The organism is Thioclava sp. F36-6 (assembly GCF_002020305.1).
GTDB lineage: Bacteria > Pseudomonadota > Alphaproteobacteria > Rhodobacterales > Rhodobacteraceae > Thioclava > Thioclava sediminum.
Genome location: NZ_MPZX01000002.1, coordinates 149882 through 174951, shown reverse-complemented (window position 1 = coordinate 174951; position 25070 = coordinate 149882). Strand labels below are relative to the sequence as shown.

The 25070-nt window shown below is 65.5% G+C and carries 22 protein-coding genes; 18 read left to right on the top strand and 4 right to left on the bottom strand.

Features of this window, described 5'->3' with window-relative positions; all coding sequences use genetic code 11:
* The first annotated feature begins 199 nt into the window (after positions 1 to 199).
* From BMI88_RS07970 to recN, 16 genes are all read left to right on the top strand, one after another.
* A complete protein-coding gene (locus BMI88_RS07970) occupies positions 200 to 1399 on the top strand; it encodes an NAD(P)-dependent alcohol dehydrogenase (protein WP_078547628.1) in 1200 nt (399 codons plus the stop codon).
* A 106-nt stretch (positions 1400 to 1505) separates the two neighbouring features.
* A complete protein-coding gene (locus BMI88_RS07965; protein ID WP_246831847.1) occupies positions 1506 to 1940 on the top strand; it encodes a cyclophilin-like fold protein in 435 nt (144 codons plus the stop codon).
* A 53-nt stretch (positions 1941 to 1993) separates the two neighbouring features.
* The gene (locus BMI88_RS07960; protein ID WP_246831846.1) at positions 1994 to 3232 is read left to right on the top strand and encodes an FAD-binding domain-containing protein; all 1239 of its coding nucleotides are present in this window, start codon (positions 1994 to 1996) and stop codon (positions 3230 to 3232) included.
* Positions 3233 to 3382: 150 nt separating this feature from the next.
* Positions 3383 to 4549 (top strand): putative peptidoglycan glycosyltransferase FtsW, encoded by a 1167-nt coding sequence (locus BMI88_RS07955; protein WP_078523003.1) that lies wholly within the window; start codon positions 3383 to 3385, stop codon positions 4547 to 4549.
* A gap of 18 nt (positions 4550 to 4567) precedes the next feature.
* Entirely contained in the window at positions 4568 to 5671 is a 1104-nt protein-coding gene (locus BMI88_RS07950) for a UDP-N-acetylglucosamine--N-acetylmuramyl-(pentapeptide) pyrophosphoryl-undecaprenol N-acetylglucosamine transferase (protein ID WP_078547626.1), read from the top strand.
* A complete protein-coding gene (gene murC / locus BMI88_RS07945; protein ID WP_078523001.1) occupies positions 5668 to 7077 on the top strand; it encodes a UDP-N-acetylmuramate--L-alanine ligase in 1410 nt (469 codons plus the stop codon). Before BMI88_RS07950 ends, murC begins: the two co-directional genes overlap by 4 nt.
* 84 nt (positions 7078 to 7161) lie before the next feature.
* Positions 7162 to 8352, top strand: coding sequence for an APC family permease (locus BMI88_RS07940; RefSeq protein WP_078547624.1), 1191 nt, complete (start codon positions 7162 to 7164; stop codon positions 8350 to 8352).
* Positions 8349 to 8600, top strand: coding sequence for a DUF2484 family protein (locus BMI88_RS07935; protein WP_078522999.1), 252 nt, complete (start codon positions 8349 to 8351; stop codon positions 8598 to 8600). Before BMI88_RS07940 ends, BMI88_RS07935 begins: the two co-directional genes overlap by 4 nt.
* 48 nt (positions 8601 to 8648) lie before the next feature.
* A complete protein-coding gene (gene murB, locus BMI88_RS07930) occupies positions 8649 to 9581 on the top strand; it encodes a UDP-N-acetylmuramate dehydrogenase (RefSeq protein WP_078547622.1) in 933 nt (310 codons plus the stop codon).
* A 66-nt stretch (positions 9582 to 9647) separates the two neighbouring features.
* Positions 9648 to 10562 (top strand): D-alanine--D-alanine ligase, encoded by a 915-nt coding sequence (locus BMI88_RS07925; protein ID WP_078547620.1) that lies wholly within the window; start codon positions 9648 to 9650, stop codon positions 10560 to 10562.
* Positions 10563 to 10615: 53 nt separating this feature from the next.
* Positions 10616 to 11515, top strand: a complete 900-nt coding sequence (locus BMI88_RS07920; protein ID WP_168173960.1) for a cell division protein FtsQ/DivIB — start codon at positions 10616 to 10618, stop codon at positions 11513 to 11515.
* Positions 11512 to 12837, top strand: coding sequence for a cell division protein FtsA (gene ftsA / locus BMI88_RS07915; RefSeq protein ID WP_078522995.1), 1326 nt, complete (start codon positions 11512 to 11514; stop codon positions 12835 to 12837). The genes BMI88_RS07920 and ftsA overlap by 4 nt, the downstream gene beginning before the upstream one ends.
* 269 nt (positions 12838 to 13106) lie before the next feature.
* Positions 13107 to 14804, top strand: coding sequence for a cell division protein FtsZ (gene ftsZ, locus BMI88_RS07910; RefSeq protein ID WP_078547616.1), 1698 nt, complete (start codon positions 13107 to 13109; stop codon positions 14802 to 14804).
* Between the two features lie 233 nt (positions 14805 to 15037).
* Positions 15038 to 15958, top strand: a complete 921-nt coding sequence (lpxC, locus tag BMI88_RS07905; RefSeq protein ID WP_078522993.1) for a UDP-3-O-acyl-N-acetylglucosamine deacetylase — start codon at positions 15038 to 15040, stop codon at positions 15956 to 15958.
* A gap of 179 nt (positions 15959 to 16137) precedes the next feature.
* Positions 16138 to 16986: an outer membrane protein assembly factor BamD gene (locus BMI88_RS07900; RefSeq protein ID WP_078523038.1), complete on the top strand. Its 849-nt coding sequence runs from the start codon at positions 16138 to 16140 to the stop codon at positions 16984 to 16986.
* Positions 16987 to 17007: 21 nt separating this feature from the next.
* A complete protein-coding gene (gene recN, locus BMI88_RS07895) occupies positions 17008 to 18657 on the top strand; it encodes a DNA repair protein RecN (RefSeq protein WP_078547614.1) in 1650 nt (549 codons plus the stop codon).
* Here recN and BMI88_RS07890 read toward each other — a convergent pair.
* From BMI88_RS07890 to BMI88_RS07875, 4 genes are all read right to left on the bottom strand, one after another.
* Positions 18654 to 19478: a glycosyltransferase domain-containing protein gene (locus BMI88_RS07890; RefSeq protein ID WP_078547612.1), complete on the bottom strand. Its 825-nt coding sequence runs from the start codon at positions 19476 to 19478 to the stop codon at positions 18654 to 18656. The genes recN and BMI88_RS07890 overlap by 4 nt on opposite strands.
* 34 nt (positions 19479 to 19512) lie before the next feature.
* Positions 19513 to 20424 (bottom strand): hypothetical protein, encoded by a 912-nt coding sequence (locus BMI88_RS07885; RefSeq protein WP_078547610.1) that lies wholly within the window; start codon positions 20422 to 20424, stop codon positions 19513 to 19515.
* A 113-nt stretch (positions 20425 to 20537) separates the two neighbouring features.
* Positions 20538 to 20930, bottom strand: coding sequence for an SgcJ/EcaC family oxidoreductase (locus BMI88_RS07880; protein ID WP_078542649.1), 393 nt, complete (start codon positions 20928 to 20930; stop codon positions 20538 to 20540).
* Entirely contained in the window at positions 20927 to 22303 is a 1377-nt protein-coding gene (locus tag BMI88_RS07875; protein ID WP_078547608.1) for an FAD-linked oxidase C-terminal domain-containing protein, read from the bottom strand. Before BMI88_RS07875 ends, BMI88_RS07880 begins: the two co-directional genes overlap by 4 nt.
* A gap of 177 nt (positions 22304 to 22480) precedes the next feature.
* Here BMI88_RS07875 and BMI88_RS07870 point away from each other — a divergent pair, with 177 nt between their 5' ends.
* Positions 22481 to 23869, top strand: coding sequence for a bifunctional enoyl-CoA hydratase/phosphate acetyltransferase (locus BMI88_RS07870; RefSeq protein WP_078547606.1), 1389 nt, complete (start codon positions 22481 to 22483; stop codon positions 23867 to 23869).
* Positions 23866 to 25038 carry an acetate/propionate family kinase gene (locus tag BMI88_RS07865; RefSeq protein ID WP_078547604.1) on the top strand — a complete coding sequence of 391 codons (1173 nt, stop codon included), beginning with the start codon at positions 23866 to 23868 and terminating at the stop codon, positions 25036 to 25038. The genes BMI88_RS07870 and BMI88_RS07865 overlap by 4 nt, the downstream gene beginning before the upstream one ends.
* The last annotated feature ends 32 nt before the right edge of the window (positions 25039 to 25070 follow it).

Below are 25070 nucleotides of genomic sequence, written 5' to 3'. Positions count from 1 at the left end.
TCCCTGGCCTCGCTTTCATTGAGGTAAGGACCGCAGACGCGGGGTTAATGCCGCAAAAGCCGGAAAGCCTCATGAGCAGGATTCATGGATGCTGTGCGCAAAGCGGTGATTATCTGCGGCGCGTTTCGCGGCATGTTGGAAGGCAGGCGCCACCCCTGTTCCGGCGCTCTTCGTCAGTTCCCGAAAAAGGAGGCCCAAGATGTGCCAGTCCTGCAATGACACGTTCCAAACCTTGACCCGCGATGGCGAAAGCCGCCGCAATTTCCTGCGCAGCGGCACCGCGCTGGCCGCGGCCCCTTTGGCGGCGAGCGTCGCCACGCAAGCGGTCGCGCAAGAGGCCGGCGCATCGCTCGAAGCTTCCGAGGTGCAGGCTTGGGCGGCCTTCGACACGGATGGCAGTTTCGCGCCCCACACGATCCCGCGCCGTGCCGCTGGGCCGAAGGATGTCGTGGTCGAGATCATGTATAGTTCGATCTGCCACTCGGACATTCACACCTACAAGGGCGACTGGGGGATGCCGCAGTTCCCGCTTGTTCCCGGTCACGAGATGGTCGGCCGGGTTGTCGGCATCGGCGCGGAGGTCACCAGGTTCCGCGAGGGCGATATCGCCGGGGTCGGCACGATGGTCGACAGCTGCGGCACCTGCGCCAATTGCCTGGCGGATCGCGAGCAGAACTGCCTCAACGGCACGACCTTCACCTATAATTCCGAGGACAAGATCTCGGGCGGGGTGACCTATGGCGGCTATTCCAAGAAGATCGTCGTGAAGGAAGACTTCGCGCTGCGCATCCCTCCTGGGGTCGATCTGGCCGGGTTCGCGCCGCTTCTTTGCGCCGGGATCACCACCTTCTCGCCGATCAATCACTGGGATCTGCAGCCCGGCCAACGTTACGGCGTGATCGGAATGGGCGGTCTGGGCCATCTCGCGGTGAAGCTGGCGGCGGCGAAAGGGGCCGAGGTCGTCGTCTTCACCACTTCCGAGGACAAGATCGCCGATGCCAAGGCTTTCGGCGCCGCCGAGGCCTATCTCTGGTCCGACGAGGCCGCGATGCGGAGCCAGATGGGCAGCTTCGATCTGATGCTCTCGACCGTTCCGGTGGCCTATCCGATGCAGCAATTCCTGAACCTGCTCAAGCTCGACAAGACGCTGGTCAATGTTGGCGCGCTGTTCCCGATCGAGGGGGCGCATGGGATGATGATGGGCTTCGGGCGTCAGAGCCTCGCGGGCTCGATGACGGGCGGCATTGCCGAGACCCAGCGGGTGATCGACTTCGCCGCACATCACGGGGTCGCGGCCACCTATGAGATGATCACCCCCGAGCAGATCGGCGAAGCCTGCGAGAAGGTCGTGAACAAGCAGGCGCGCTATCGCTATGTGATCGACATGACCCAGGCCTGAAACGGCGACTGATGAGTGCCGCTCATCTGTGGCAGTATTGCGCGGGGGGTAATCCTCCCGCGCAATCGCGCATAGATTTGTCTCCAGCAGCAGGAGGGCATCGGCCATGAGCTTCACGAAGTTTCTGACACCCGTCGCGGCGCTATGGGTCGCCGCCAGCATGGCCTGCGCTCAGGAGACGAAAGGAGACAGCATGATCCCGATCACCGTGACCGCAGGCGAGACGGTTCTGACCGCCACGCTCGACGACACCCCCGCAGGGCGCGATTTCGCGGCGCTCATGCCGCTTGAGTTGACCTTGCGCGACTACCACGGCATCGAGAAGATCGCCGATCTGCCGCGCAAGCTCGACACGACCGGCGCACCGCGCGCCTACGAGCCGAAGACGGGCGACATCACGCTTTATGCGCCTTGGGGCAATCTCGCGATCTTCTACAAACCCTTCGCCAACTCGCCGGGCCTCGTGCGGCTGGGCGCGTTCGACGGGTCGCTCGAGGCGCTGATGAGAAATCCGACGGTTCGGTTCGAGCGGGCCGAGTGATCGCATATCCCCTCGACGGCGTAGATCGGTAGCCCGACCCGGAAGGAGATGCCGTGACCGCTGCCGAGCCTTTGCCATTGCCCGCCGCCACCCGCGCGGCTGGCGAGGACCGCCTGACGCGGTTCGCCCCAAAGATGGGCGCGGATTACGCGCAGGGGCGCAATTTCGATCACGGGGCGGGGCGGCATAGGGACGTCTCGCAACTGTCGCCCTATCTGCGGCGGCGTCTTGTGCTCGAGCGTGAGGCGGTCTCGCGGGCGTATGAGGCGCATGGGCCGGAGGCTGCGAAGAAATTCGTTCAGGAGGTGCTCTGGCGGGGCTATTTCAAGGGCTGGCTGGAACAGCGCCCGGAGATCTGGGCGCGCTATCGGGACGGATTGGCGCAAGACCTTGCCGCGCTCGACGACGCGCCCGATCTGGCCGCGCGCGTGGCCGAGGCCGAGGCGGGGCGCAGCGGGATCGCCTGTTTCGACGCGTGGGCGTGTGAGCTGCGCGAGACCGGCTATTTGCACAATCACGCCCGGATGTGGTTCGCCTCGATCTGGATCTTCACGCTTCGGCTACCATGGCGGATCGGAGCGGATTTCTTCTACCGCCATCTGCTCGACGGCGATCCGGCCTCGAACACGCTCAGCTGGCGCTGGGTGGCGGGGCTGCATACGCGGGGCAAGTTCTACGCCGCCGAGGCCGGAAATATCGTGCGCTATACCGGCGGGCGGTTCGCGCCCGATCCCGCGCAATTGGCGGAGGTGAGCACGGGGCTGGAGGCGGAAGAGCCCGAGGGGCTGCCCCCGGTCGCGCCATTGCGCGCGCCGCGCGCCCCGCAGCCGGGAGTGCCCACGGCGCTTTTGATCACCGAGGAAGATTGCCGCGTCGAGGATTTCGATCTGAGCGCGTTCGACCTGCGCGGAGCCGCGACTGTCACTGCCAGCCACCTGCGCTCGACGCGCGAGGTGGCGCCGCATGTCGCGCGGTTCGAGCGCGACGCACTTGCCGATGCCGCTGAGCGCGCCGGGGTGCCGGACGTGCAACGCCTGAAGGCCGGTGACCCGTCAGCGCTGCTCGATTGGGCGCAAAGCCTCGGCGTGCAGCAGATCGTCACGCCTTACATTCCGGTCGGGCCGCTCGGCGATTGGCGCAAGAGCGCGGAGGCAGCGCTGGGCGAGCATGGCATCGCGCTGTGCGAGTCGACGCGGGAGTGGGATCGCGTGATCTGGCCCCATGCCACGGCCGGGTTCTTCAAGGTCAAAAAGAAACTCCCTCAAATCCTTGCAGAGCTTGGCTTGGCCTGAGGGCAGGGGGAATTGCGCGCGCCCTTGCCGATCATCGCCGAGTGATCGCGCCTCTTCGGAATTTTCCTAGTCATCTCAAAGCTTTTGGGCTACGATTCCGATCAGACCCGGAAAACGGGCGTATTCGAGGCAGTAACGGCAGTATAGCCCATGACAGAAATGGCATTCGGCACCGTCCCCGTGCGGGCCGGTGAACCCGTCTTACCGAAATGGTGGCGCACGATCGACAAATGGGCGCTCGGCGCCGTTTTGGCGTTGTTCGGCCTTGGCATGCTTCTGGGGCTCGCAGCCTCTGTGCCGCTGGCAGAGCGCAATGGTCTTGAGCCCTTCTATTACGTCAAGCGACAGGCCTTCTTCGGGGTGGTGGCGCTGGGCGTGATGCTGGGCATCTCGATGCTCGACCCCAAACAGGTGCGCAGGCTGGGCGTGATCGGCTTCGTCGGCGCCTTCGTCGCGGTGATGCTGCTGCCGGTGCTGGGCACCGATTTCGGCAAGGGCGCGGTGCGGTGGTATTCCTTCGGCTTCGCGTCGATCCAGCCGTCCGAATTCCTCAAACCCGGTTTCGTCATCATCTCCGGCTGGTTCATGGCCGCAGCCCATGACGTCGGGGGCCCCAAGGGGCGGCTCTATTCCTTCCTGCTGATGGTCATCATCGTGGTGGCGCTCGCGCTTCAACCCGATTTCGGGCAGGCGTCGCTGGTGCTGTTCGCATGGTCGGTGATGTATTTCATTTCGGGCGCGCCGATTGCGCTGCTGACAGGGATCGGGGCGCTGACCGTGGCGGGCGGCTTCTTCGCCTATAATTTCTCGGAACACTTCGCGCGCCGGATCAACGGCTTCCTGTCGACGGATGTCGATCCGCGCACGCAGATCGGCTACGCGACGAACGCGATCCAAGAGGGCGGGTTCTTTGGCGTCGGTGTGGGGCAGGGTTCGGTGAAATGGTCGCTGCCCGATGCGCATACCGACTTCATCATCGCGGTCGCGGCTGAGGAATACGGGCTGATCCTCGTCCTCGTGATAATCGCGCTCTACGCGACGGTCGTGATCCGGTCGCTGCTGCGCCTGATGCGCGAGCGCGATCCCTTCACCCGGCTTGCGGGCTCCGGTCTGGCCTGCGCCTTCGGCGTTCAGGCGATCATCAATATGGGCGTCGCGGTGCGCCTTCTGCCCGCGAAAGGCATGACTTTGCCGTTCGTCAGCTACGGGGGCTCTTCGGTCATTGCTTCGGGGATTGCGGTGGGTATGTTGCTCGCGCTGACTCGGACCCGGCCGCAGGGACAGATTTCGGATATTCTCGCCCGACGCGGTCGCTAAAACCCTCAGGAGGGGGACATGGCCAAGGACACGACCCCGCTACTGCTGATCGCCGCTGGCGGCACCGGCGGGCATATGTTCCCCGCGCAGGCGCTGGCCGAGGCGATGGTGCGCCGGGGCTGGCGCGTGAAGCTGTCCACGGATGCGCGCGGGGCGCGCTATGCGGGCGGCTTTCCCCATACGGTGACGGTCGAGCAGATCGCCTCGGCGACATTCGCGCGCGGTGGGGCGCTCGGCAAGCTGGGCGTGCCGTTCAAGATCGCGGGCGGCGTGGCCTCGGCCATCCGCAAGAACCTGTCGGACAAGCCGACAGTCGTTGTGGGCTTCGGCGGTTATCCGACGATCCCGGCGCTGTCTTCGGCGGTCGCTCTGGGCATTCCCCGCGCGATCCACGAACAGAACGGCATCATGGGCAAGGTGAACCGCGTCTTCGCCAAGAAGGTGAACCGCTTCGCCTGCGGCACCTGGCCGACCGATCTGCCCGAGGGCGTCCAAGGCGAGCATACGGGCAACCCGGTGCGGGCTGCCGTGCTGGAGCGGGCGGGCGCGGCCTATATCCCGCCGGGCGATTACCCGATGTCGGTCCTCGTGATCGGCGGCTCGCAGGGCGCGCGCATCCTGTCGGATACGGTGCCGGCGGCGATGGCGAGCCTTCCGGAAACCGCCCGCGCCAATCTGCGCGTCTCCCATCAGGCGCGCCCCGAAGACCTCGACCGGGTCGTGGCCGCCTATGACGCGGCCGGCATCAGCGCCGAGGTCAAACCCTTCTTCAACGACGTGCCGCGCCGTCTCAGCGAATGTCAGCTGGTGATCTCGCGCGCCGGTGCGTCCTCGGTCGCGGATATCTCCGTCATCGGACGGCCCGCGATCCTGATCCCCTATGCCGCCGCCGCTGGCGATCACCAAGCGGCCAATGCGCGCGGTCTCGCGAAGACCGGCGGCGCGATCACCATCCCCGAAAGCCAGCTCTCGACCGAGAGCCTCGCGGATCAAATTTCACTGGTGCTGGACAACCCCGAGGGCGCGCTGCAGATGTCGCGCGCGGCCCTCTCTTACGGGGTGCCGGACGCCACCGAGCGGCTCGTCGCCCTCGTCGAAGACCTAGCAGGAAAGACTCAATGAACGCGACCAAACTGCCCGGAGAACTCGGCCCCATCCATTTCGTCGGTATCGGCGGGATCGGCATGTCCGGCATCGCCGAAGTGCTGATGACCCAAGGGTTCACGGTTCAGGGCTCGGATGCGAAATCCTCCAAGATCACCGACCGTCTGGCGAAACTGGGCGCGACCATCTTCGAAGGCCAGCGCGCCGAGAATATCGGCGAGGCGGGCGTGGTGGTGATCTCCACCGCGATCAAGCCGGGCAATCCCGAGCTTGAAGAAGCACGCCGTCGCGGTCTTCCGGTCGTGCGCCGCGCCGAGATGCTGGCCGAGCTGATGCGCCTGAAATCGAACATCGCGATCGGCGGCACCCACGGCAAGACGACGACCACGACGATGGTGGCGACGCTGCTCGACAAGGGCAATTTCGATCCGACCGTGATCAATGGCGGGATCATCCACGCTTATGGCTCGAACGCGCGCGCAGGCGCGGGCGAATGGATGGTGGTGGAGGCCGACGAGAGCGACGGCTCCTTCAACCGTCTGCCCGCGACCATCGCGATCGTCACCAATATCGACCCCGAGCATATGGAGCATTGGGGCTCTTTCGACGCGCTGCGTAAGGGCTTCTACGATTTCGTCTCGAACATCCCGTTCTACGGGTTGGCTGTCTGCTGCACCGATCACCCGGAAGTGCAGACGCTGGTCGGCAAGCTCAACGACCGCCGCGTCGTGACCTTCGGCTTCAACGCGCAGGCCGATATCCGTGCGATCAACCTGCATTACGATGCGGGCGTCGCGCATTTCGACATCGCGCTGCAGGGCGAAGAGGGCAAGCCCGTGATCGAGGGCTGCACGCTCCCGATGCCGGGCGATCATAACGTCTCGAACGCGCTGGCCGCCGTCGCGGTGGCACGTCACCTCGGGATGAAGATGGGCGAGATCAAGGAAGCTCTGGCGAGTTTCGGCGGCGTGAACCGACGCTTCACCAAGGTCGGCGACGTGCTGGGCGGCGTCACGATCATCGACGATTACGGCCACCATCCCGTCGAGATCGCTGCCGTGCTGAAAGCCGCGCGTCAGGCGGTGAAGCCCGGTGCGCGTGTGATCGCGGTCCACCAGCCGCACCGCTATTCGCGCCTGCATTCGCTGTTCGACGATTTCTGCACCTGTTTCAACGAGGCTGACGTTGTCGCCATCGCTGAGGTCTTCTCGGCAGGCGAGGAGCCGATCGAGGGGGCCACGCGCGACGATCTGGTCGCCGGGCTGATCGCGCATGGTCACCGTCATGCTCGTGCCATTTTGTCGGAAGATGATCTGGCTCGGCTGGTGCGTGAACAGGCGCGTCCCGGCGATATCGTCGTCTGCCTCGGGGCGGGGACGATCTCGACCTGGGCGAACAACCTGCCTGCGAAGCTGGGGGGCTGAGCAGGCGCCGGGGCGACCCGGCACGACATCGAAAAGACTTGCGGCGCTGCCACGTCGTCTCATGTGGGCAAGAAGGGCCGCGTCATGCGTGACGAGACGCATCTGAAACGCCGATTGGGTCCGTGGCTGATGACCGGCTACGGGGTCGGCGTCATGGTGGGCGCGGGTATCTATGTGCTGGTCGGCGCGGTCGCGGCGCAAGCCGGAATCTGGGCGCCGCTGGCCTTCGTGCTGGCGGGGCTGATCGCGGCGCCGTCGGCGCTGTCCTATGCCGAATTGTCCTCACGCATCCCCGAAGCTGCCGGAGAGGCCGCCTTTGTCGAGGAAGGGCTGCGCAGTCATGCGCTGGCGCTGATCGTGGGGCTTGGCATCGTGGTCGCAGGCACGGTTTCGGCGGCGGCGGTGCTGCGTGGTGGGGCTGGTTATCTGACACTGCTGGTGCCGCTGCCGGTCGAGGGCGTGATGATCGCCTTCGGACTGGTGCTGATCGGCGTCGCTTGCCTTGGTGTGCTGGAATCCGTAGGGCTCGCCGTGGCGCTGACGCTGGTCGAAGTGGTCGGGCTCGCGCTGGTGATCTGGGCGGGACTTTCGGCCGATCCAAGCCCCGATCTCACGCCGGTGCCCGCGCCGCATTGGGCCGGGATCGCGGCGGCCGCGTCGCTCGCTTTCTTCGCCTTCATCGGTTTCGAGGATATGGTGAACATGTCCGAGGAGATGCGCGACCCGATCCGCGACATGCCGCGCGCGATCCTCGCCGCGCTCGCGATCACCGCCATCCTCTATCTGACCGTAAGCTACGCTGCCGTGCGCGCGGTGCCGCTGGCCGATCTCGCCCGCTCCGAGCAGCCCTTGGCACTGGTCTGGCAATCGGCGGGGCACGGGCCGGGCATCCTCGCCGCGATCGCGGTGGCGGCGGCGCTCAACGGAGTGCTCGCGCAGGTGGTGATGGCGGCGCGCGTGCTGTTCGGTCTGGGTCGCCGCAGTCCTGCGCTGTCCGTTTTTCATCAGGCGCATCCGCGCTTTGGCACGCCGGTCCTCGCGACTCTTCTTTGCGGTATGGCGATGATTGCGCTTGCGCTCGCTGCCCCGGTCGAGCAATTGGCCGGTATCACTTCGAAGGTGCTCCTGGGCGTCTTCCTTCTCGTTAACCTGTCGCTCGTCGCGCTGAAAAGCCGGTCCGACTATGCGCCGTTCAAGGTGCCTATGGCCGTTCCGGTCGTGGGCGCATTGGTCGCCGGAGCGGCCCTGATCGCAGCCCTGGGAGGTTTCTCATGACCGTCTCGCTCGTTCTTGCCTGTGTCTGGGCGCTCATTGCCACGCTGATCGCGATGGGACCGAGGCGGTTCCACTGGCCGGGCGCGTGGGGGCTGATCGCGGTCGGCGTGCCGCTGGTGGGCTGGGTCACCTATCAGAACGGCCCGATCATGGGGCTGCTGGTGCTGGCGGGCGGCATGTCAGTGCTGCGCTGGCCGGTCATTTTCCTTGTCCGTGCGCTGCGCGGCGCGCGCGACCCCGCTGAATGAGATCGCGATCGCTTGCCTCGCCCTGCGCGCGCGGCTACGAGATGCGCCATGACTGATTGTCCTTCGACCTATACCCCGCGCGGCGCGCTAACGCCGAACCGTCCGCTCGACTCGCTGACCTGGCTGCGCGTGGGCGGCCCGGCGGATTGGCTGTTCCAGCCTGCCGACGAGGATGACCTTGCAGAGTTCCTCAAAGGGCTGCCCGAGGAGATCGCGGTCTTTCCGATGGGCGTAGGCTCGAACCTGATCGTGCGCGATGGGGGACTGCGGGCGGTGGTGATCCGCATGGGGCGGGGCTTCAACGGCATCGCCTGCGAGGGCGACACGGTCACCGCGGGCGCCGCGGCGCTCGACGCCCATGTCGCGCGCAAGGCGGCGCAGGCGGGGCTGGACCTGACTTTCCTGCGCACCATTCCCGGCGCGATCGGCGGGGCGGTGCGGATGAACGCGGGCTGCTACGGCTCTTACGTCGCCGATCACCTGATCGAAGCGCGCGTGATCACGCGGGCAGGGGAGCGGGTCACGCTCACGCCCGGGGATCTGAACTTCGCCTACCGTCAGAGCGATTTGCCCGAAGGCTGGGTGCTGACCGGCGCGACGTTCCGGGCGGAGGCCGGTGACCCCGACGCGCTTGAAGCGCATATGGCCGAGCAACTGGCCAAGCGCGACGCGACCCAACCCACCAAGGACCGCACCGCCGGATCGACCTTCCGCAACCCGGCGGGCTTTTCCTCGACGGGCCGGGCCGATGACACGCATGAGCTGAAGGCGTGGAAGGTCATCGACGACGCCGGAATGCGCGGCGCGCGCATCGGTGGCGCGCAAATGTCGGAAAAACACAGCAACTTTATGATCAACACTGGCGGGGCGACCGCGGCCGATCTCGAAAATCTCGGGGAAGAGGTGCGCAAAAAGGTTGTGCAATCGAGCGGAATTTCGCTAGAGTGGGAAATCATGCGTGTAGGAGAATTCGAGGCGTAAGACCTCCACCCTGCAACGCAATTACCGGACGGGGGTCAACCCCCGCATGAGGCGAAAGTAGCGGGTATGTCGAGCAGGGCATCCCACCGTGTGGCGGTTCTTCTGGGCGGCCCTTCTGCTGAGCGGGAGGTGTCTCTGTCCTCGGGGCGCGAATGCGCCAAGGCGTTGCGCACGGCGGGTTTCGAAGTGATCGAGATCGACGCGGGAGAGGATCTTCCGCAACGGCTGAGCGATGCCGCGCCCAATTGCGTTTTCAATGCTTTGCATGGTCGCTGGGGCGAGGATGGCTGCGTTCAGGGCATGCTCGAATGGCTCCGCATCCCCTACACGCATTCCGGTGTGCTGGCCTCGGCGCTGGCGATGGACAAGGCGCGCGCCAAGCAGGCCTATGCCGCCGCGAACCTGCCCATCGTGCAATCCGTGATCGCGACCAAGGGCGACGTGATGGCGCGGCATGTGCTGCCCGCACCTTATGTCGTGAAGCCGAATAACGAGGGTTCGTCTGTCGGCGTCTATCTGGTGATGGACGGCGCGAACTCCCCGCCGCAGCTGTCGGCCGAGATGCCCGAAGAGGTGATGGTCGAGACCTACGCCCCGGGCCGCGAACTGACCGTTTCCGTGATGGGCGAGCGCGCGCTTTGCGTAACCGAGATCATCACCGAGGGCTGGTACGACTATGACGCGAAATACCGCCCCGGCGGCTCGCGCCACGTTCTGCCCGCCGAAATCCCCGTCGAGATCACCGAAGCCTGCCTCGATTACGCGGTCCGCGCGCATCAAGTTCTGGGCTGCCGGGGGCTCTCGCGCACCGATTTCCGCTGGGACGAGGGCAGGGGGCTTGCCGGTCTGGTGCTGCTGGAGACCAACACCCAGCCGGGCATGACGCCCACCTCGCTTTCGCCCGAACAGGCCGCGCATTGCGGCATCGATTTCCCCGAGCTCTGCGCCTGGTTGGTGGAGGACGCCTCATGCGGCCGCTGAACGGTGCCCCGCCGCGCGAAGCCCCCGGGCATCGCCAAGGCCCTTCGGGTGGCATGGCCCCTCGTGTTTACCAACGCTCCAAACGTCCTACCCGCCGCGATCCCGCACCGTCGCGGCTTGCTTTCAAACTCGAACGGCTGTGGCTCACGCCCGCCGTGCGTGCCTTCACCCGGATCGGCGTGCCGATTGTTCTGATCGTCGCGGGCCTCGGGGTGTGGCTGGGCGATCCGGGCCGCCGCGCCGAGCTGGTCGCACAGGTGCAGGATGTGAAGGACGCGATCGAGCATCGCCCTGAATTCATGGTCAAGCTGCTGAAGATCGAAGGCGCGAGCCCCGAGGTCGCCCATGCCGTGCGCGCGATGTTGCCGGTGGGGCTGCCCGCGTCGAGCTTCGATATCGACCTCGACGCCTATCGCGACACGATCCGCCGCCTCGATGCGGTGGCCGATGCGCGGCTGGTGATCCGTCCGGGCGGGGTGCTCGAGGCCGACGTGACCGAGCGCGTCCCCGCGATCCTCTGGCGCCAGCCTGCGGGGCTTGAGATGCTCGATGCGTCTGGCCACCGGGTCGCCACGCTGATTTCGCGCGAAGCGCGCCCCGATCTGCCGGTGATTTCCGGCATGGGCGCGGATAAGGCGGTGCCCGAGGCGCTGGAAATCATTGCCGATGCCGGTCCGCTTCTGCCGCGTCTGCGCGGGCTGGAGCGGCTGGGCGAGCGGCGCTGGGATCTCGTGCTCGATCATAACCAGCGGATCATGCTGCCCGAGACAGATCCCGTCGCCGCACTCGACCGCATCCTCGCGCTCAACACCGCCGAGGATCTGCTCGCCCGCGATTTCACCGTGATTGATTTTCGAAACAAGGACCGTCCGACGATCCGGCTCAGCGATAACGCGCTCGCCGAATTCCGCCGGGTGCAGTCTGACATTCTCAAAGCGAGGGCCACGCAATGACCGATCTCTACGAGTTCCAGCGCGCAATGCGCAACATGCGTAAGGCAGCGATGCAACGGGGCGTGATCGCGCTTCTCGATATCGGCAGTTCCAAGATCGCCTGCCTCGTTCTGAAATTCGACAATCCGAACGGGTCCGAGGATGAGGACTCGCTGGCCGGGCACGCCTCGGTGCGGGTGATTGGGGCCGCGACGACGCGTTCGCGCGGGGTGCGCTTCGGCGAGATCGACGCGATGGCAGAGACCGAGCGCGCGATCCGGACCGCCGTGCAGGCCGCGCAGAAGATGGCCAATACCCGCGTCGATCACGTCATCGCCTGTTTCGCGGGCGCCGAGCCGCGGTCCTACGGGCTGGCGGGCGAGATCGAAGTGCAGGGCGATCAGGTCACCGAGGTCGATGTGAGCCGCGTGCTGGCATCGTGCGATATCCCGCCGCTCGGGGCAGGGCGCGAGGTGCTTCATGCGCAGCCGGTGAACTTCGCGCTTGATCACCGCTCGGGTCTGGCCGATCCGCGGGGCCATGCGGGGCAACGCCTCGCGGTCGACATGCATCTGCTGACCGTCTCCGACACCGCGATCCAGAACCTTATCTATTGTATCCGGCGCTGCGATCTCGAACTCGCGGGTATCGCCAGCTCTGCCTATGTCTCGGGCGTCTCGAGCCTCGTCGAAGACGAGCAGGAGCTGGGCGCGGCCTGCATCGACATGGGCGGCGGCGCGACCGGCGTGTCGATCTTCATGAAGAAACACATGATCTATGCCGACGCGGTGCGGCTGGGCGGCGAGCATGTGACCCGCGACATCGCGGCGGGGCTGCGGGTGCCGATGTCGGTCGCCGAGCGGATCAAGACCTTCCACGGCGGCGTTGTCGCCACCGGCATGGACGATCGCGAGATGATCGAGCTGGGCGGCGACTCCGGCGACTGGGAAAAGGATCGCCGCCAGGTGAGCCGCGCCGAACTGATCGGAATAATGCGCCCGCGCGTCGAGGAAATCCTCGAAGACGTGCGCGCGATCCTCGATGCTGCGGGGTTCGAGCATCTGCCCTCGAAGCAGATCGTGCTGACGGGCGGGGCGAGCCAGATTCCCGGTCTCGACGGGCTGGCCGCGCGAATCCTCGGCCAGAATGTGCGGCTCGGGCGGCCCATGCGGGTGCAGGGTCTGCCGCAGGCCGCGACCGGCTCGGGCTTCTCTTCCGTGGTGGGTCTGTCGCTTTTCGCGGCGCATCCGCAAGACGAGTGGTGGGATTTCGAGATGCCCCCCGAAACGCTGGGCGGGCGCTCGCTGCGCCGGGCCATCCGCTGGTTCCGCGATAATTGGTGAAATGTTGCAAAAGTGAAAATTGACTGATCTCAGGCCCCTGTCGCGCGAAGTTCAAGTTCGCGTAGCGGCGGCGGTCTGGCCGCATCATCCACACAATATGCTGACGTCTGCGCGAAATACCGCTGGTCACGGAATCTGGAGCTCCAGATTTTGTGGTCCGAAGCGGTTTTTTACGTGACGCTGCGGCGATTCATCGCTAAAATCGGTCTAATTTCCATTGAAATCGGCCTGGGACAGGGTCGGGCAGCAACAACAGGCGGACATACCACATGGCGTTGAATTTGATGATGTCAGAGCACGAGGACCTGAAGCCCCGGATCACCGTATTCGGCGTCGGGGGCGCGGGCGGGAACGCGGTCAACAACATGATCGAGCAGCAGCTTGAGGGCGTGGAATTCGTGGTCGCGAATACCGACGCTCAGGCGCTGCAGCAGTCCAAGTCGCAGGCCCGGGTCCAGATGGGCACCAAGGTCACCGAGGGTCTGGGCGCAGGCGCACGTCCCACGGTGGGCGCGGCCGCGGCCGAAGAAAGCATCGAGGCGATCGTCGATCACCTCGCTGGCGCGCATATGTGCTTCATCACCGCTGGCATGGGCGGCGGCACCGGCACCGGGGCTGCTCCGATCATCGCGCAGGCCGCGCGTGAGCTGGGTGTTCTGACCGTCGGCGTCGTGACCAAGCCGTTCCAATTCGAAGGCTCCAAGCGGATGCGTCAGGCCGAGCAGGGCCTCGAAGAGCTCCAGAAGGTCGTCGACACGCTGATCATCATTCCGAACCAGAACCTGTTCCGTCTGGCCAATGAGAAGACCACCTTCACCGAAGCCTTCTCGATGGCCGACGACGTTCTGTATCAGGGCGTGAAGGGCGTGACCGACCTGATGGTCCGTCCGGGCCTGATCAACCTCGACTTCGCCGACGTGCGTGCGGTGATGGACGAGATGGGCAAGGCGATGATGGGCACCGGCGAGGCGACGGGCGAAGATCGCGCGGTTCAGGCCGCCGAGAAGGCCATCGCGAACCCGCTCCTCGACGAGATCTCGCTGGCAGGCGCCAAGGGCGTGCTGATCAACATCACCGGCGGCTACGACCTGACGCTGTTCGAGCTCGACGAAGCGGCCAACCGCATTCGCGAAGAGGTCGATGCGGATGCCAACATCATCGTCGGCTCGACGCTGGACCCCGACATGGAAGGCGCGATGCGCGTTTCCGTGGTCGCGACCGGTATAGATGCGCTGGCCACCCCGGCGGAAGTCCCGGTGCCGCGCCGCTCGCTCGCCGAGCCGCTGAAGCCCGCGGAAACCGCAGCCGAAGCTACCATCGAGCATGCGCCTGCTCCGGCGCCGCAGCCCGCTCCGGCCCCGCAGCCCGCGCCGCAACAGGCACCGGCCGCTCAGGCAGCCCCGCAGCCCGCGCCGCAACAGACCGCACAAGAGCGGACTCTGTTCGACGCGCCCGCAGCTCGCGCCACGATGGAGCAGCCGCGCGCTCAGGAAGCCGCTGACGACCTGCCGCCGCCGGCCTATCGTCCACAGCCTGCGCCCGCGCAGGATCTGCATGTCGAAGACGGCGCGCATGACTATGTCGCACCGCGTCCGCGTCAGCCCGGCACCCCGTCGCCGGAAGCCCTGCGTCGTCTCGAGGCGGCGGTGAACAAGGCTCCGTCGAGCGCGCCCGCGCAGCGTCCGATGGCGGCGACTCGCCCGGCCGCACCGCAGCAGCCGCAACCGCAGCCGCAGGCAGAGCGTCCGCGCTTTGGCATCAACTCGCTGATCAATCGCATGACCGGCCACGGCCATGCCGAGCAGGGCCACGCGCCCCAGCAGCACGCTCCGCAGCAGCCCGCGCCGCAGCCCCAGCAGCCGCGTCCGCAGACCGCTCAGCCGCGCGCCGAGGCCTATGATGACGAGCAATCCGAGGATCAGGATCGCATCGAGATCCCGGCCTTCCTGCGCCGTCAGGCGAATTAATCGGTCACAAAGGCTTCACGAAACGCCGAAAAAGGTCCGCGAGAGCGGGCCTTTTTTCATTCTATCTCAGTGGCTTATGTGCTTCTGCGCGGCCTTCCGCCAGATCACGGCCGCAATGTTTCAGGCCGTTACAAAGAGTGAATTGTTAACCCCGCCGTCTCTGACTAACTGATGCTGCGGCTCTCGGACCCGTGTGTTCGTGGATCGCCAGAGAAAAAAGTTGTGAGGTTATCGTGCAGACGACGCTTGCCAAATCCGTGGCCTTTTCCGGCGTTGGGCTCCATTCGGGCGCCCCGGTCGAGATGCATGTGCATCCGGCGCCTGCGGGCCATGGAATCGTGTTCCGTCGCACCGATGTGTCCGGCGTGAATCCTCGTGTGCCCGCTTTGTGGAGCAACGTGCCGAGCGCGACGCTCTGCACGCTGATCGAAAACGAAGACGGCGTTCAGGTCTCCACGATCGAGCACCTGATGGCGGCTCTCGTGGGCTCGGGCATCCACAACGCGCTGATCTCGCTGGACGGGCCGGAAGTGCCGATCCTCGACGGGTCTTCGGCCCAGTTCGTCGCGGCGTTCCGCGCGGCTGGTTTGCGTGAGCTTGCCGCTGAACTGCGCGCGATCCGCATCCTGAAGCCGGTCGAAGTGCGCAACGGGCAGGCCGTGGCGCGCATCGAACCTGCCGCGGGTCTCGAGATCGATTTCGCGATCGACTTCACCGACGCCGCGATCGGCCGTCAGAGCAAGCGCCTCAAGATGGCCAATGGCGCTTTCGTGCGCGAGTTGATGGACAGCCGCACCTTCTGCCGCCTCGCCGATGTCGACGCGATGCGCGAGAAGGGGCTCAGCCTCGGCGGCACGTTCGAGAATGCCGTGGTCGTCGATGGCGACAAGGTGCTCAGCCCCGGCGGTCTGCGTCATGCGGATGAACCTGTGCGCCACAAGATGCTCGATGCGCTTGGCGATCTCGCGCTTGCGGGCGCGCCGATCCTCGGTCGCTATCGCGGCAACCGCGCGGGTCATGCGATGACCAACCAGCTTCTGCGGGCGTTGTTCGAGCGCCCCGATGCGTGGTGCTGGGAAACCTGTTCGCCCGCGCAGGCTTACAGCTTGCCCGGCGCTGGTGTATGCTCGGCAGCGGCACTGGCATCGGCCTGAATGTATCGCGGCCCGGTCACGGGTTCGCGGGCATCGGGAAAAGGGGCGTCAAAACCCGCAAAGGCATTTTGCGCCCCGGATTTTTCTATGCTAGGACATGCCGAACGGCCTCCGAAACGGGGTAGTGATTGACGGGTCCGGGGCCTTTCTCCGGCAACGAAAGAGGGATGGGGCAGGGCATGGCGCGCGGCAAACTGGCGGCAGCGAAACTCGGGGCTCTTGGTCTTGTAATGGCGCTTTCCGCCTGCGGTACTGACCCGAACAAAGCACCGAACCTCGAAAACTTCACGGCCAAGCAAATCTACGAGCGTGGCGAATATGAGCTGGAGGTCGGCAATCCGCGCCGCCCCAATACCGCGCTGAAGTATTTCTCCGAGGTCGAGCGGCTTTACCCCTATTCGCAATGGGCCAAGCGCGCGTTGATCATGGAAGCCTATGCCCAGCATAAGGCGAAGAATTACGAAGAAGCCCGCGCTTCGGCGCAGCGATTCCTCGACACCTATCCGGGCGACGAAGATGCGGCCTATGCGCAATATCTTCTGGCGCTCAGCTATTACGATCAGATCGACGAGGTCGGCCGCGATCAGGGCCTGACCTTCCAGGCGCTGCAGGCGCTGCGCGACGTGATCGAGAAATACCCGGATTCGGAATACGCCCAGTCGGCGATCCTGAAATTCGACCTCGCCTTCGACCACCTCGCGGGCAAGGAGATGGAGATCGGGCGCTACTACCTCAAGCGCGGCAACTACACCGCGGCGATCAACCGCTTCCGCGTGGTGGTGGAGCAATTCCAAACGACGAGCCACACGCCCGAGGCGCTGGAACGTCTGGTGGAGGCCTATCTGGCGCTCGGCATCACCGATCAGGCGCAGACCGCAGGCGCGATCCTCGGCCACAACTTCCAGTCCTCGCCCTTCTATCAGGACGCTTTCAACCTGCTGCAAAAGCGTGGGTTGAAGCCCGAGGCGAAGGGCAACGGATGGCTGTCCAGCGTGTATCGTCAGGTGGTTCAGGGCAAGTGGCTCTGATCGGGGCCCTCATGGTCTGAAATGCTACATTCGCTGGATATCCGCGACATTCTGATTATCGAGAGGCTGGAGCTGGACTTCGGCCCCGGCCTCAATGTGCTGACCGGCGAGACCGGGGCGGGCAAGTCGATCCTGCTCGATTGTCTGGGCTTCGTGCTGGGCTGGCGCGGTCGGGCCGAACTGGTGCGTCAGGGCGCCGATCAGGGCGAGGTGACGGCGGTGTTCGAGCTGCCCTCCGATCACCCCGCGCGCGAGGTACTGGCCGAAGCGGGCATCCCTGTCTCGGACGAGTTGATCCTGCGCCGGGTGAATGCGCGCGACGGCCGCAAGACCGCGTGGATCAACGACCGCCGGGCGTCGGGCGACGTGCTGCGGCAGGTCTCCGCCTCGCTGGTGGAGCTGCACGGCCAGTCCGACGATGGCGGTCTGCTCAACGAACGCGGCCACCGGGCGCTGCTCGATGCCTTCGCGGGCCATTCCGATCTGCTAGAGGCCACCCGCACGGCTTGGAAAGCGCGGGCCGCGGCGGCGCGCAAGCTGGAGGCGGCGCGGAGTTCTCTCGCGGCGGTGAAGGAGGAGGAAGAATTCCTGCGCTATGCTGTGAAGGAATTCGACACGCTCGATCCGAAACCCGGCGAGGAAGCCGAACTCGACAGCCAGCGCCGCCTGATGCAGGGCGCCGCGAAAATCCGCGAAGATGTGTCGCGCGCCTTTGCGGCCCTCGGCCCGGAAGGGGCGGAGGGGATGATGCGCGACGCCGATCGCTGGCTGCAAGGCGCGGCAGACCGGGCCGAGGGGCGTCTCGATGCGCCGCTGGAAGCGTTGGAACGTGCCTTCCTCGAATTGGGTGAGGCCGCGCAGGGTGTGGAAACCGCGCTGGATGCGCTCGATTTCGATCCCCATGCTTTGGAGGCCTGCGAGGAACGTCTGTTCGCGATCCGGGGTCTTGCGCGCAAACATGGCGTGCTCGCCGATGAACTGGCCGATTTCGCCGAAGGTCTGCGCGAGAAGCTTGCCGCCTTGGACGCGGGCGAAGAAGGGATCGGCGCGCTTGAGGCTGATCTTGCGAAAGCAGGCGCGACCTATGACAAGGCCGCCGCTGCGCTGTCGAAGGCGCGTGCCGAGGCCGCAGGGCAGCTCGACGCCGCGATGGCGGGCGAATTGGCGCCGCTGAAGATGGACCGCGCCGTGTTCGAGACGCGTCTCTCCGCGGGCGAGCCCGGTGCCGAGGGCACCGATACCGTGCGCTTCACCGTCGCCACCAACCCCGGTGCGCCGGCAGGGCCGCTCAACAAGATTGCGTCGGGCGGCGAGCTGTCACGCTTCCTCCTCGCGCTGAAAGTCGTGCTCGCGCGCGGTGCCGATACGCTGACCCTGATCTTCGACGAGATCGACCGCGGCGTGGGCGGGGCCACCGCCGATGCCGTGGGCCGCCGTCTGGCGAAATTGGCCGAGGGCGCACAGGTCCTCGTCGTCACCCATTCCCCGCAGGTCGCCGCCCGCGGCGCGACCCATTTCCGCGTCGCCAAATCGGTCAACAACGACATGACCACCTCCGAGGTCCGCGCGCTGGCCGAAGCCGAGCGCACCGACGAAATCGCCCGCATGATCGCCGGCGCCGAAGTCACCGAAGCCGCGAAGGCGGCGGCACTGGATTTGCTGAAGGGTTAAGCGTCGGTCGCGCGTGTTTTGCGGCGATTGGACAGGTAGCACCGTACCTGATTGCGCAGGGTCTTTCGATGCATCGAGAGATAGTAACGCGCGATCGAAAGCGCCCCGCCGGAGCGACCGCTGAAATGCGGCATCCGGATGAAATGCGGGTTCGGGTGACGGAAGGACCAACCCCACCGGTGGACCGATAGATCGACCTTTTGCAGTACCCACGGCAAGGCCAGCTGATCGCGCTTCGAGTTGTGACGATATTCCTCCCACCAGAGTTGCATCGCCGGCGCGAGATTGGTGGCTCGATGGTTGCGGAAGATGATGCTGTTTTCGGAGAGCGGCACGCCGCACCCGGTCGGCATATCCCTGCGATACCGGTTTAGCTGCGCAAGCATCGCAGCCTTATCCTCGGGCGAGAAGCGGGGGGAGGCGCACAGTTCGGTGCATTCCTCGTCAATGGTGGACCGCGTCGGATGTTTGAACAGCCCGATCGCGGCATGCGAGGCGATGAATTCGTCGCGCAAATCCTTGAGGTTGCTGACGATCCGAATGTTCCCGTCGAGATAGACCGAATAGCCGTATTCAGGGAAAATCTCATGCGCGAACATTTTGCACCAGCGGTTCGCATCGCCCGAGGGCAGGTCACGGGCCGGTTCGGGAATCGGCCGGACGGTCCAGCCGCGCGCCTTGGGCATGGGGGTGTTGGACAGTAGAATATAGTCGATGTTCGGATCAGGCTGGCGCGGAGGCAGGGGCAAGTCGTAATCGTCGATTATGGCCGTATAGACGACAAATCTTGGCCGATCTGAAGAGGATGAACTGGGGGTCATGATGTCATTCCGCTTATCCAAAGCGCCACTCGGCTCAAAGTGAAAACACGCTCCCGCGCGCGATTTTCACGAGTTCTCTGAATCTTTCAGCAATGGCGGGGGCGGAAACACGCGCGGCCATCGCCTGTGTCGCGCTCAAGGCCTGTGTCCAGTTCGGCCGGCCGAACTCGGCGGCCATCTTCTGGAAAGCCGCTTCTACCGCCGTGTCGCTGTCGTCTTCGGTGAAATAGGGATAGTCCGCGCCAAGCAGCGCTTCGGCATCGGGCACCGAGCGGTTCACCAGCGGAACGGCCCCGCAGGCGGCGGCGATCATCCCCTTGGTGAATGGTTTCGTCACGCGGCCGCCTTGCGCGTCGGGGCGGACGCAGTAATGCGCGCTGTAATCTCCAAGCGCTTCGAAAGTGGCCTCGAAATCTTCGGCATGGGCCGCGTTGAGCACGTCGATCTTGTCTCGCAGCGCCTCGCTCATTTGGCAGTTCAGCGGGTCGCCGAAATAGACCATGCGGAATGTGTCCTGCTGCGCGCGCACAGCCTGATTGGCAAGGCGGATGTCTGGGCCATGCAGGATTGTGTGGACTTTGGACGAAAAGCGGGGACCGCCGGCGTTCCACTCAGCGATAAGGTCGTGCAGCTGACGCTCGGATTGGTACGAGCTTGCGATATGCAGATCGGCTGCGGGCGACAGAAGTCGGTCGAGATCGCCATCGACATAGTCGGCGCAAATCGTCCCGCCGCGTTTCTTCAGGCTCGCGGCGACCTCGGGGCGCAGCACGGGCAGGGCGCTTTTCGTGACGAAGAAGATCGCGTCTTCAGGTTGGCGTGCAGCCCAGAGACGGCGCGCGATCTTGCCCCAAAGCTTCGACTTGCGCGGCGCGAGGGAAATGGAGAGATCGATCTCGTCGCCAAGCTCGGGCGAAATCAGTTCAATCAGCTGATGGGCGCGCATGAAGGTGCTGCCCAGCGAGAGGTGCCGGTCGCTGCAAACGAAGACGATTCTTGGTCTGATTTCTCCCATGTCGCAACCATAGGTTAAGCGGCTTGGAGCCGCCATACGGCGTCTTACCCCGCCTCCACCACGAATTGCGCGGCGACGATTTCCCAGCCCGCTGGCGTCAGCCCAAGCGTTGCGGCCAGCGTGCAGCCGATCCGGCCCGCATCCGCGCCATTTTCGGTGATGATCCCGGTCAGGACGAAGCGTTGGAGGACGACCGCGGCCTCGGCGCCGACGGCGCGCGATTTGGCCTTGCCGGTCACCAGCCGCGCGCGCGAGAAGGCGCCGGCGAGTTCGCCTGCGAACAGTTCCGCGATCTGGGTGCGGCCCGAGGCGATCCCGCCGGTGAGCGAGATGAAATCGGCATCTTCCGCGAAGAAGCCCGCAAGCGCCTGCGCGTCGCGCGCGCCCCAGGCTTTCGCAAAGGCGCGCGGCAGCGCGTCCGGGGTCTCGAAGCTCATTCGTCCTGCTCCACCAGTTTGCCGGGATTGAGAATGTTCTGCGGGTCGAGCGCGCGCTTGATCTGGCCCATCACGTCCCAGCCTGCACCATGCTCGCCGCGCATATAGCCCATCTTGCCCATGCCGATGCCGTGCTCGCCGGTGACGGTGCCCTGCATCTCCAGCGCACGTTCGGCCATCTTCGCGGCCACCTGCTTGGCGCGTTTGAACTCGTCCTTATCCTCGGGATCGAGCAGCAGGACCGAGTGGAAATTTCCGTCGCCGACATGGCCCACCACGGGGCCGATCAGCCCGGCTTCGAGAATGTCATGCTTCGTCGCGGCCACGGCCTCTGCCAGCCGCGAGATCGGGACGCAGATATCGGTCACCAGCCCCATGCAGCCGGGGCGATGCGCGATCGTGGCAGGGTAGGCGCCGTGGCGCATCTTCCACAGCTTGTTGCGGTCCTCGGTCGTCGTCGCCCATTGGAAATCGGCGCCGCCCATCTCGGCCACGACCTCGCCGAAGCGCTCGGAGGCCTCGGCCACGCCGCTTTCCGAGCCGTGAAATTCGATCATCAGATGCGGTTTCGCGGGGAAATCGGTGCCGTTCGCCTCGTTGAAAATCTGCGCGGTCAGGTCGTCGACGAATTCGATCCGCGCCATCGGGATGCCCATCTGGATCGTCATCTGCACCGTCTCGACCGCCGCTTCCAGCGTGTCGAAGGCACAGACCGCAGACGAGATCGCCTCGGGCTGGCCATGCAGGCGCAGCGTCAGCTCGGTGATGATCCCGAGCGTGCCTTCCGAGCCGACCATCAGCGCGGTCAGATCGTAACCTGCCGAGGATTTCTTCGCGCGGCTGCCGGTGCGGATGATGCGACCGTCGGCCAGCACCACTTCCAGCGCCGCCACATTGTCGCGCATCGAGCCATAGCCCACCGTCGTCGTCCCGCTCGCCCGGGTCGCCGCCATACCGCCAAGAGAGGCATTTGCGCCCGGATCGACCGGGAAGAACAGCCCCGTCGCGCGCAGGTCTTCGTTGAGCGCCTCGCGGGTCACGCCGGGCTGGACGCGCACCTGCATGTCCTCGGCCAGAACGTCCACCACGCGGTCCATCTTCATCAGATCGAGGCTGATCCCGCCGCGCACCGGCACGGCATGGCCCTCCAGCGAGGTGCCCGTGCCATAGGGCGTGATCGGCACGTCATGGGCGGCGCAGGTTTTCACGATCGCGCTGACTTCCTCGGCGCTGATCGGATAGGCCACCGCATCGGGCGGCGCGAAAGCGAACCATGTCTCGTTGCGGCCGTGCTGGTCGCGCGCGCCTTTCGAGGTGTCGAGCCGGTCGCCCAGCAAAGTTTCGAGTTCCGCCAGCGCCTCTGCCAATGCCATGCACGCCTCCCATTTTTGCTGCCCAAGCTTTAGGCTCAGCCGCGCGCGAGTGAAAGGGTTCCTGCGGTTTGTCGGCGGTTTTTGTCTCGGATCAAGGATTTGTCGCGAATCTCTGCCTAGCTAGCAGCGCGCGGGTCCGGCAGACTTGCGCCGCAGGCAATGAAGAAGGAGCGCGCAATGATTTTCGAGAGCCGGAAATGGGACGAGATCGAGGTCGGTCAATCGGCCGAGTTGAAGCGGCTGTGCACGGCCGATGATTTCTACGTCTTCGCGGCGGCTTCGGGCAATCACAACCCGGTTCATCTGGAGGCCGAGGACGGCGATGGCGACGGCCAGAAGGAGGCCTATGCGCCGGGCATGTTCGTGGCCTCGCTGATCACCGCCGTGCTGGGTAATCTGCTGCCGGGGCCGGGGACGCTCTATCGCTCGCAAAGCCTGCGCTTCCACGATCTCGCGGCCGCCGGGCAGGAGCTCTGCGCCCGCGTCGAGGTGCTCGAGAAGCTGCCTGGCGATCTTCTGCGGATGAAGACGGAAGTGCGCCGTGTGGGTGACGACGCGCTGATCGTCGAGGGCGAGGCCGAGGTTCATGCCCCGCAGAAACATTTGAAATTCGATGCGCTCGAAGTGCCGGGACTGATCTCGCAGCGCCATCGCCATTTCGAGAAACTGCTGGAGAAGGCCGAGCCGCTGCCCGATCTGGTCACCGCCGTCGTCTGCCCCGAAGAGCCGGTGTCACTCGACGGTGCGCTCCTCGCCGCCGAACATCACCTGATCGAGCCGCTGCTGATCGGCCATCCCGAAAAGATCATGTCCGTCGCGAAGGAGCTGGGCCGCGACGTGACCAAGTTCGAGATCCTGCCCGCCGAGACCGCCCGCGATGCCGCGCGCATGGCGGTGCAGCTGGTCAACGAGGGGCGCGCGGGCGCAGTGATGAAGGGCCACCTGCATACCGATGCGCTGCTGAAGCCGATGCTCGACAAGGCGACGGGGCTGCGGGTCGGCAAACGCTTCACCCATGTCTTCGTGATGGATGTGCCCGGCGTCGTGCATCCTCTGATCGTCACCGATGCCGCGATCAACATCGCGCCCGATCTCGAGACCAAGGTGCATATCGTGCAAAACGCGATCGACGTGGCGATCTCGATCGGGATCGAGGTGCCGAAAGTGGGCGTGCTGTCTGCGGTCGAGACCGTGACGCCCGCGATCCCGTCGTCCCTCGATGCGGCGCTCTTGTCGAAGATGGCAGAGCGCGGGCAGATCACCGGAGGCGAGGTCGATGGGCCGCTCGCGATGGACAATGCCGTCGATCTGGCCGCCGCGCGTACCAAGGGCATCCGCTCGGCCGTGGCGGGCCGGGCCGAGGTGCTGGTAGCACCCGGGATCGACTCCGCAAATATGCTGGCCAAGCAGCTCGCCTATATCTCCCATGCGGAAGGGGCGGGGCTGATGCTGGGCGCGAAAGTGCCGGTGATCCTGAACTCGCGCTCCGATAGCGGTATGGCGCGGCTGGCCTCCGCCGCCGTGGCCTCGATCCACTACCACCGGACCTGCGGGGATCGCGCATGAGCACCCGCGCGATCCTGACGCTGAACTCCGGCTCCTCCTCGCTGAAACTGGGGCTGTTCTCGGAAGACCTCGACACGCTCGCACTTGGACATGTCGACCGGATCGGGCGGCGCGAGGCAGCGATGAAACTCAGCGGCCCCGATGGCGCGCCGCTACCGCTGCCCGCCTCCGCCCCGGACGATTTCGCGACCAATGCGGCGGCGCTCCACACCGCGCTCGCGGCCTTTCAGGCGGCCTTTCCGGGGCTGGAAGTGATCGCGGTCGGCCACCGGATCGTGCATGGCGGGATCGACCATGCCGCCCCCGAGCCCCTGTCCGAACCGCTGATGAAGGAGCTGGCCAAGCTCGCTCCCTTCGCGCCGCTGCACCAGCCGCATAACCTCGCCGGTGTCCGCGCGGCGGTCGATACCTTCCCCGGCACGCCGCAGGTCGCCTGCTACGACACGGCCTTTCATCGCGGCCATCCCTTCGTCAGCGACACCTTCGCCCTGCCGCGCCGCTATTACGAGAAGGGCGTGCGCCGCTACGGCTTTCATGGGCTGAGCTATGATTTCATCAATGGCGAGCTGACCCGCACCGAGCCCGACTTGCATAAGGGCCGGATGATCGTCGCGCATTTAGGCTCGGGCGCGTCGATGTGCGCGATCGAGAACGGCCAGTCCGTGACCTCGACGATGGGGTTCTCCGCCCTCGAAGGGCTGCCGATGGGCACCCGCCCAGGCGAGCTGGATCCTGGCATCCTGCTCTACATGATGGATCAGGAGGGGATGAGCGCGTCCGAGATCTCGACGCTGCTCTACAAGGAATCCGGGCTTCTGGGCATGTCCGGCATCTCCAACGATATGCGCACGCTGGAAGGATCAAGCGATCCCAAGGCGAAAGAGGCGATCGACTATTTCTGCTTCCGCATCAAGCGTCAGATCGGCGCGATGGCGGCGGCGATGGGCGGCTTGGACGGGATCGTCTTCACCGGCGGGATCGGAGAGAACTCAGCGCGCGTGCGCGCGCAGGCCTGCGACGGTCTGGGATTCCTTGGGGTCGAAGTTGACGCCGAGGCCAATGCCGAGAATGCGCGCGAAATCGGGAAGGGCGCGGTGCGGGTGCTCGTGATCCCGACCAACGAGGAAATCGTCATCGCGCGGGCGGCAAAGGCCGTGCTGGACTTGTAGGCGACGGCGCTTGCGGCCTCTGCGGGACGCTC

Bases quoted from the DNA above. Each gene is read 5' to 3' on its own strand.
- BMI88_RS07970 (WP_078547628.1), top strand. From the start codon at position 200: ATGTGCCAGTCCTGCAATGACACGTTCCAAACCTTGACCCGCGATGGC.
- BMI88_RS07965 (WP_246831847.1), top strand. From the start codon at position 1,506: ATGAGCTTCACGAAGTTTCTGACACCCGTCGCGGCGCTATGGGTCGCC.
- BMI88_RS07955 (WP_078523003.1), top strand. From the start codon at position 3,383: ATGACAGAAATGGCATTCGGCACCGTCCCCGTGCGGGCCGGTGAACCC.
- BMI88_RS07950 (WP_078547626.1), top strand. From the start codon at position 4,568: ATGGCCAAGGACACGACCCCGCTACTGCTGATCGCCGCTGGCGGCACC.
- murC (WP_078523001.1), top strand. From the start codon at position 5,668: ATGAACGCGACCAAACTGCCCGGAGAACTCGGCCCCATCCATTTCGTC.
- BMI88_RS07940 (WP_078547624.1), top strand. From the start codon at position 7,162: ATGCGTGACGAGACGCATCTGAAACGCCGATTGGGTCCGTGGCTGATG.
- BMI88_RS07935 (WP_078522999.1), top strand. From the start codon at position 8,349: ATGACCGTCTCGCTCGTTCTTGCCTGTGTCTGGGCGCTCATTGCCACG.
- murB (WP_078547622.1), top strand. From the start codon at position 8,649: ATGACTGATTGTCCTTCGACCTATACCCCGCGCGGCGCGCTAACGCCG.
- BMI88_RS07925 (WP_078547620.1), top strand. From the start codon at position 9,648: ATGTCGAGCAGGGCATCCCACCGTGTGGCGGTTCTTCTGGGCGGCCCT.
- BMI88_RS07920 (WP_168173960.1), top strand. From the start codon at position 10,616: ATGGCCCCTCGTGTTTACCAACGCTCCAAACGTCCTACCCGCCGCGAT.
- ftsA (WP_078522995.1), top strand. From the start codon at position 11,512: ATGACCGATCTCTACGAGTTCCAGCGCGCAATGCGCAACATGCGTAAG.
- ftsZ (WP_078547616.1), top strand. From the start codon at position 13,107: ATGGCGTTGAATTTGATGATGTCAGAGCACGAGGACCTGAAGCCCCGG.
- BMI88_RS07900 (WP_078523038.1), top strand. From the start codon at position 16,138: ATGGCGCGCGGCAAACTGGCGGCAGCGAAACTCGGGGCTCTTGGTCTT.
- recN (WP_078547614.1), top strand. From the start codon at position 17,008: ATGCTACATTCGCTGGATATCCGCGACATTCTGATTATCGAGAGGCTG.
- BMI88_RS07890 (WP_078547612.1), bottom strand. From the start codon at position 19,478: ATGACCCCCAGTTCATCCTCTTCAGATCGGCCAAGATTTGTCGTCTAT.
- BMI88_RS07885 (WP_078547610.1), bottom strand. From the start codon at position 20,424: ATGCGCGCCCATCAGCTGATTGAACTGATTTCGCCCGAGCTTGGCGAC.
- BMI88_RS07880 (WP_078542649.1), bottom strand. From the start codon at position 20,930: ATGAGCTTCGAGACCCCGGACGCGCTGCCGCGCGCCTTTGCGAAAGCC.
- BMI88_RS07875 (WP_078547608.1), bottom strand. From the start codon at position 22,303: ATGGCATTGGCAGAGGCGCTGGCGGAACTCGAAACTTTGCTGGGCGAC.
- BMI88_RS07870 (WP_078547606.1), top strand. From the start codon at position 22,481: ATGATTTTCGAGAGCCGGAAATGGGACGAGATCGAGGTCGGTCAATCG.
- BMI88_RS07865 (WP_078547604.1), top strand. From the start codon at position 23,866: ATGAGCACCCGCGCGATCCTGACGCTGAACTCCGGCTCCTCCTCGCTG.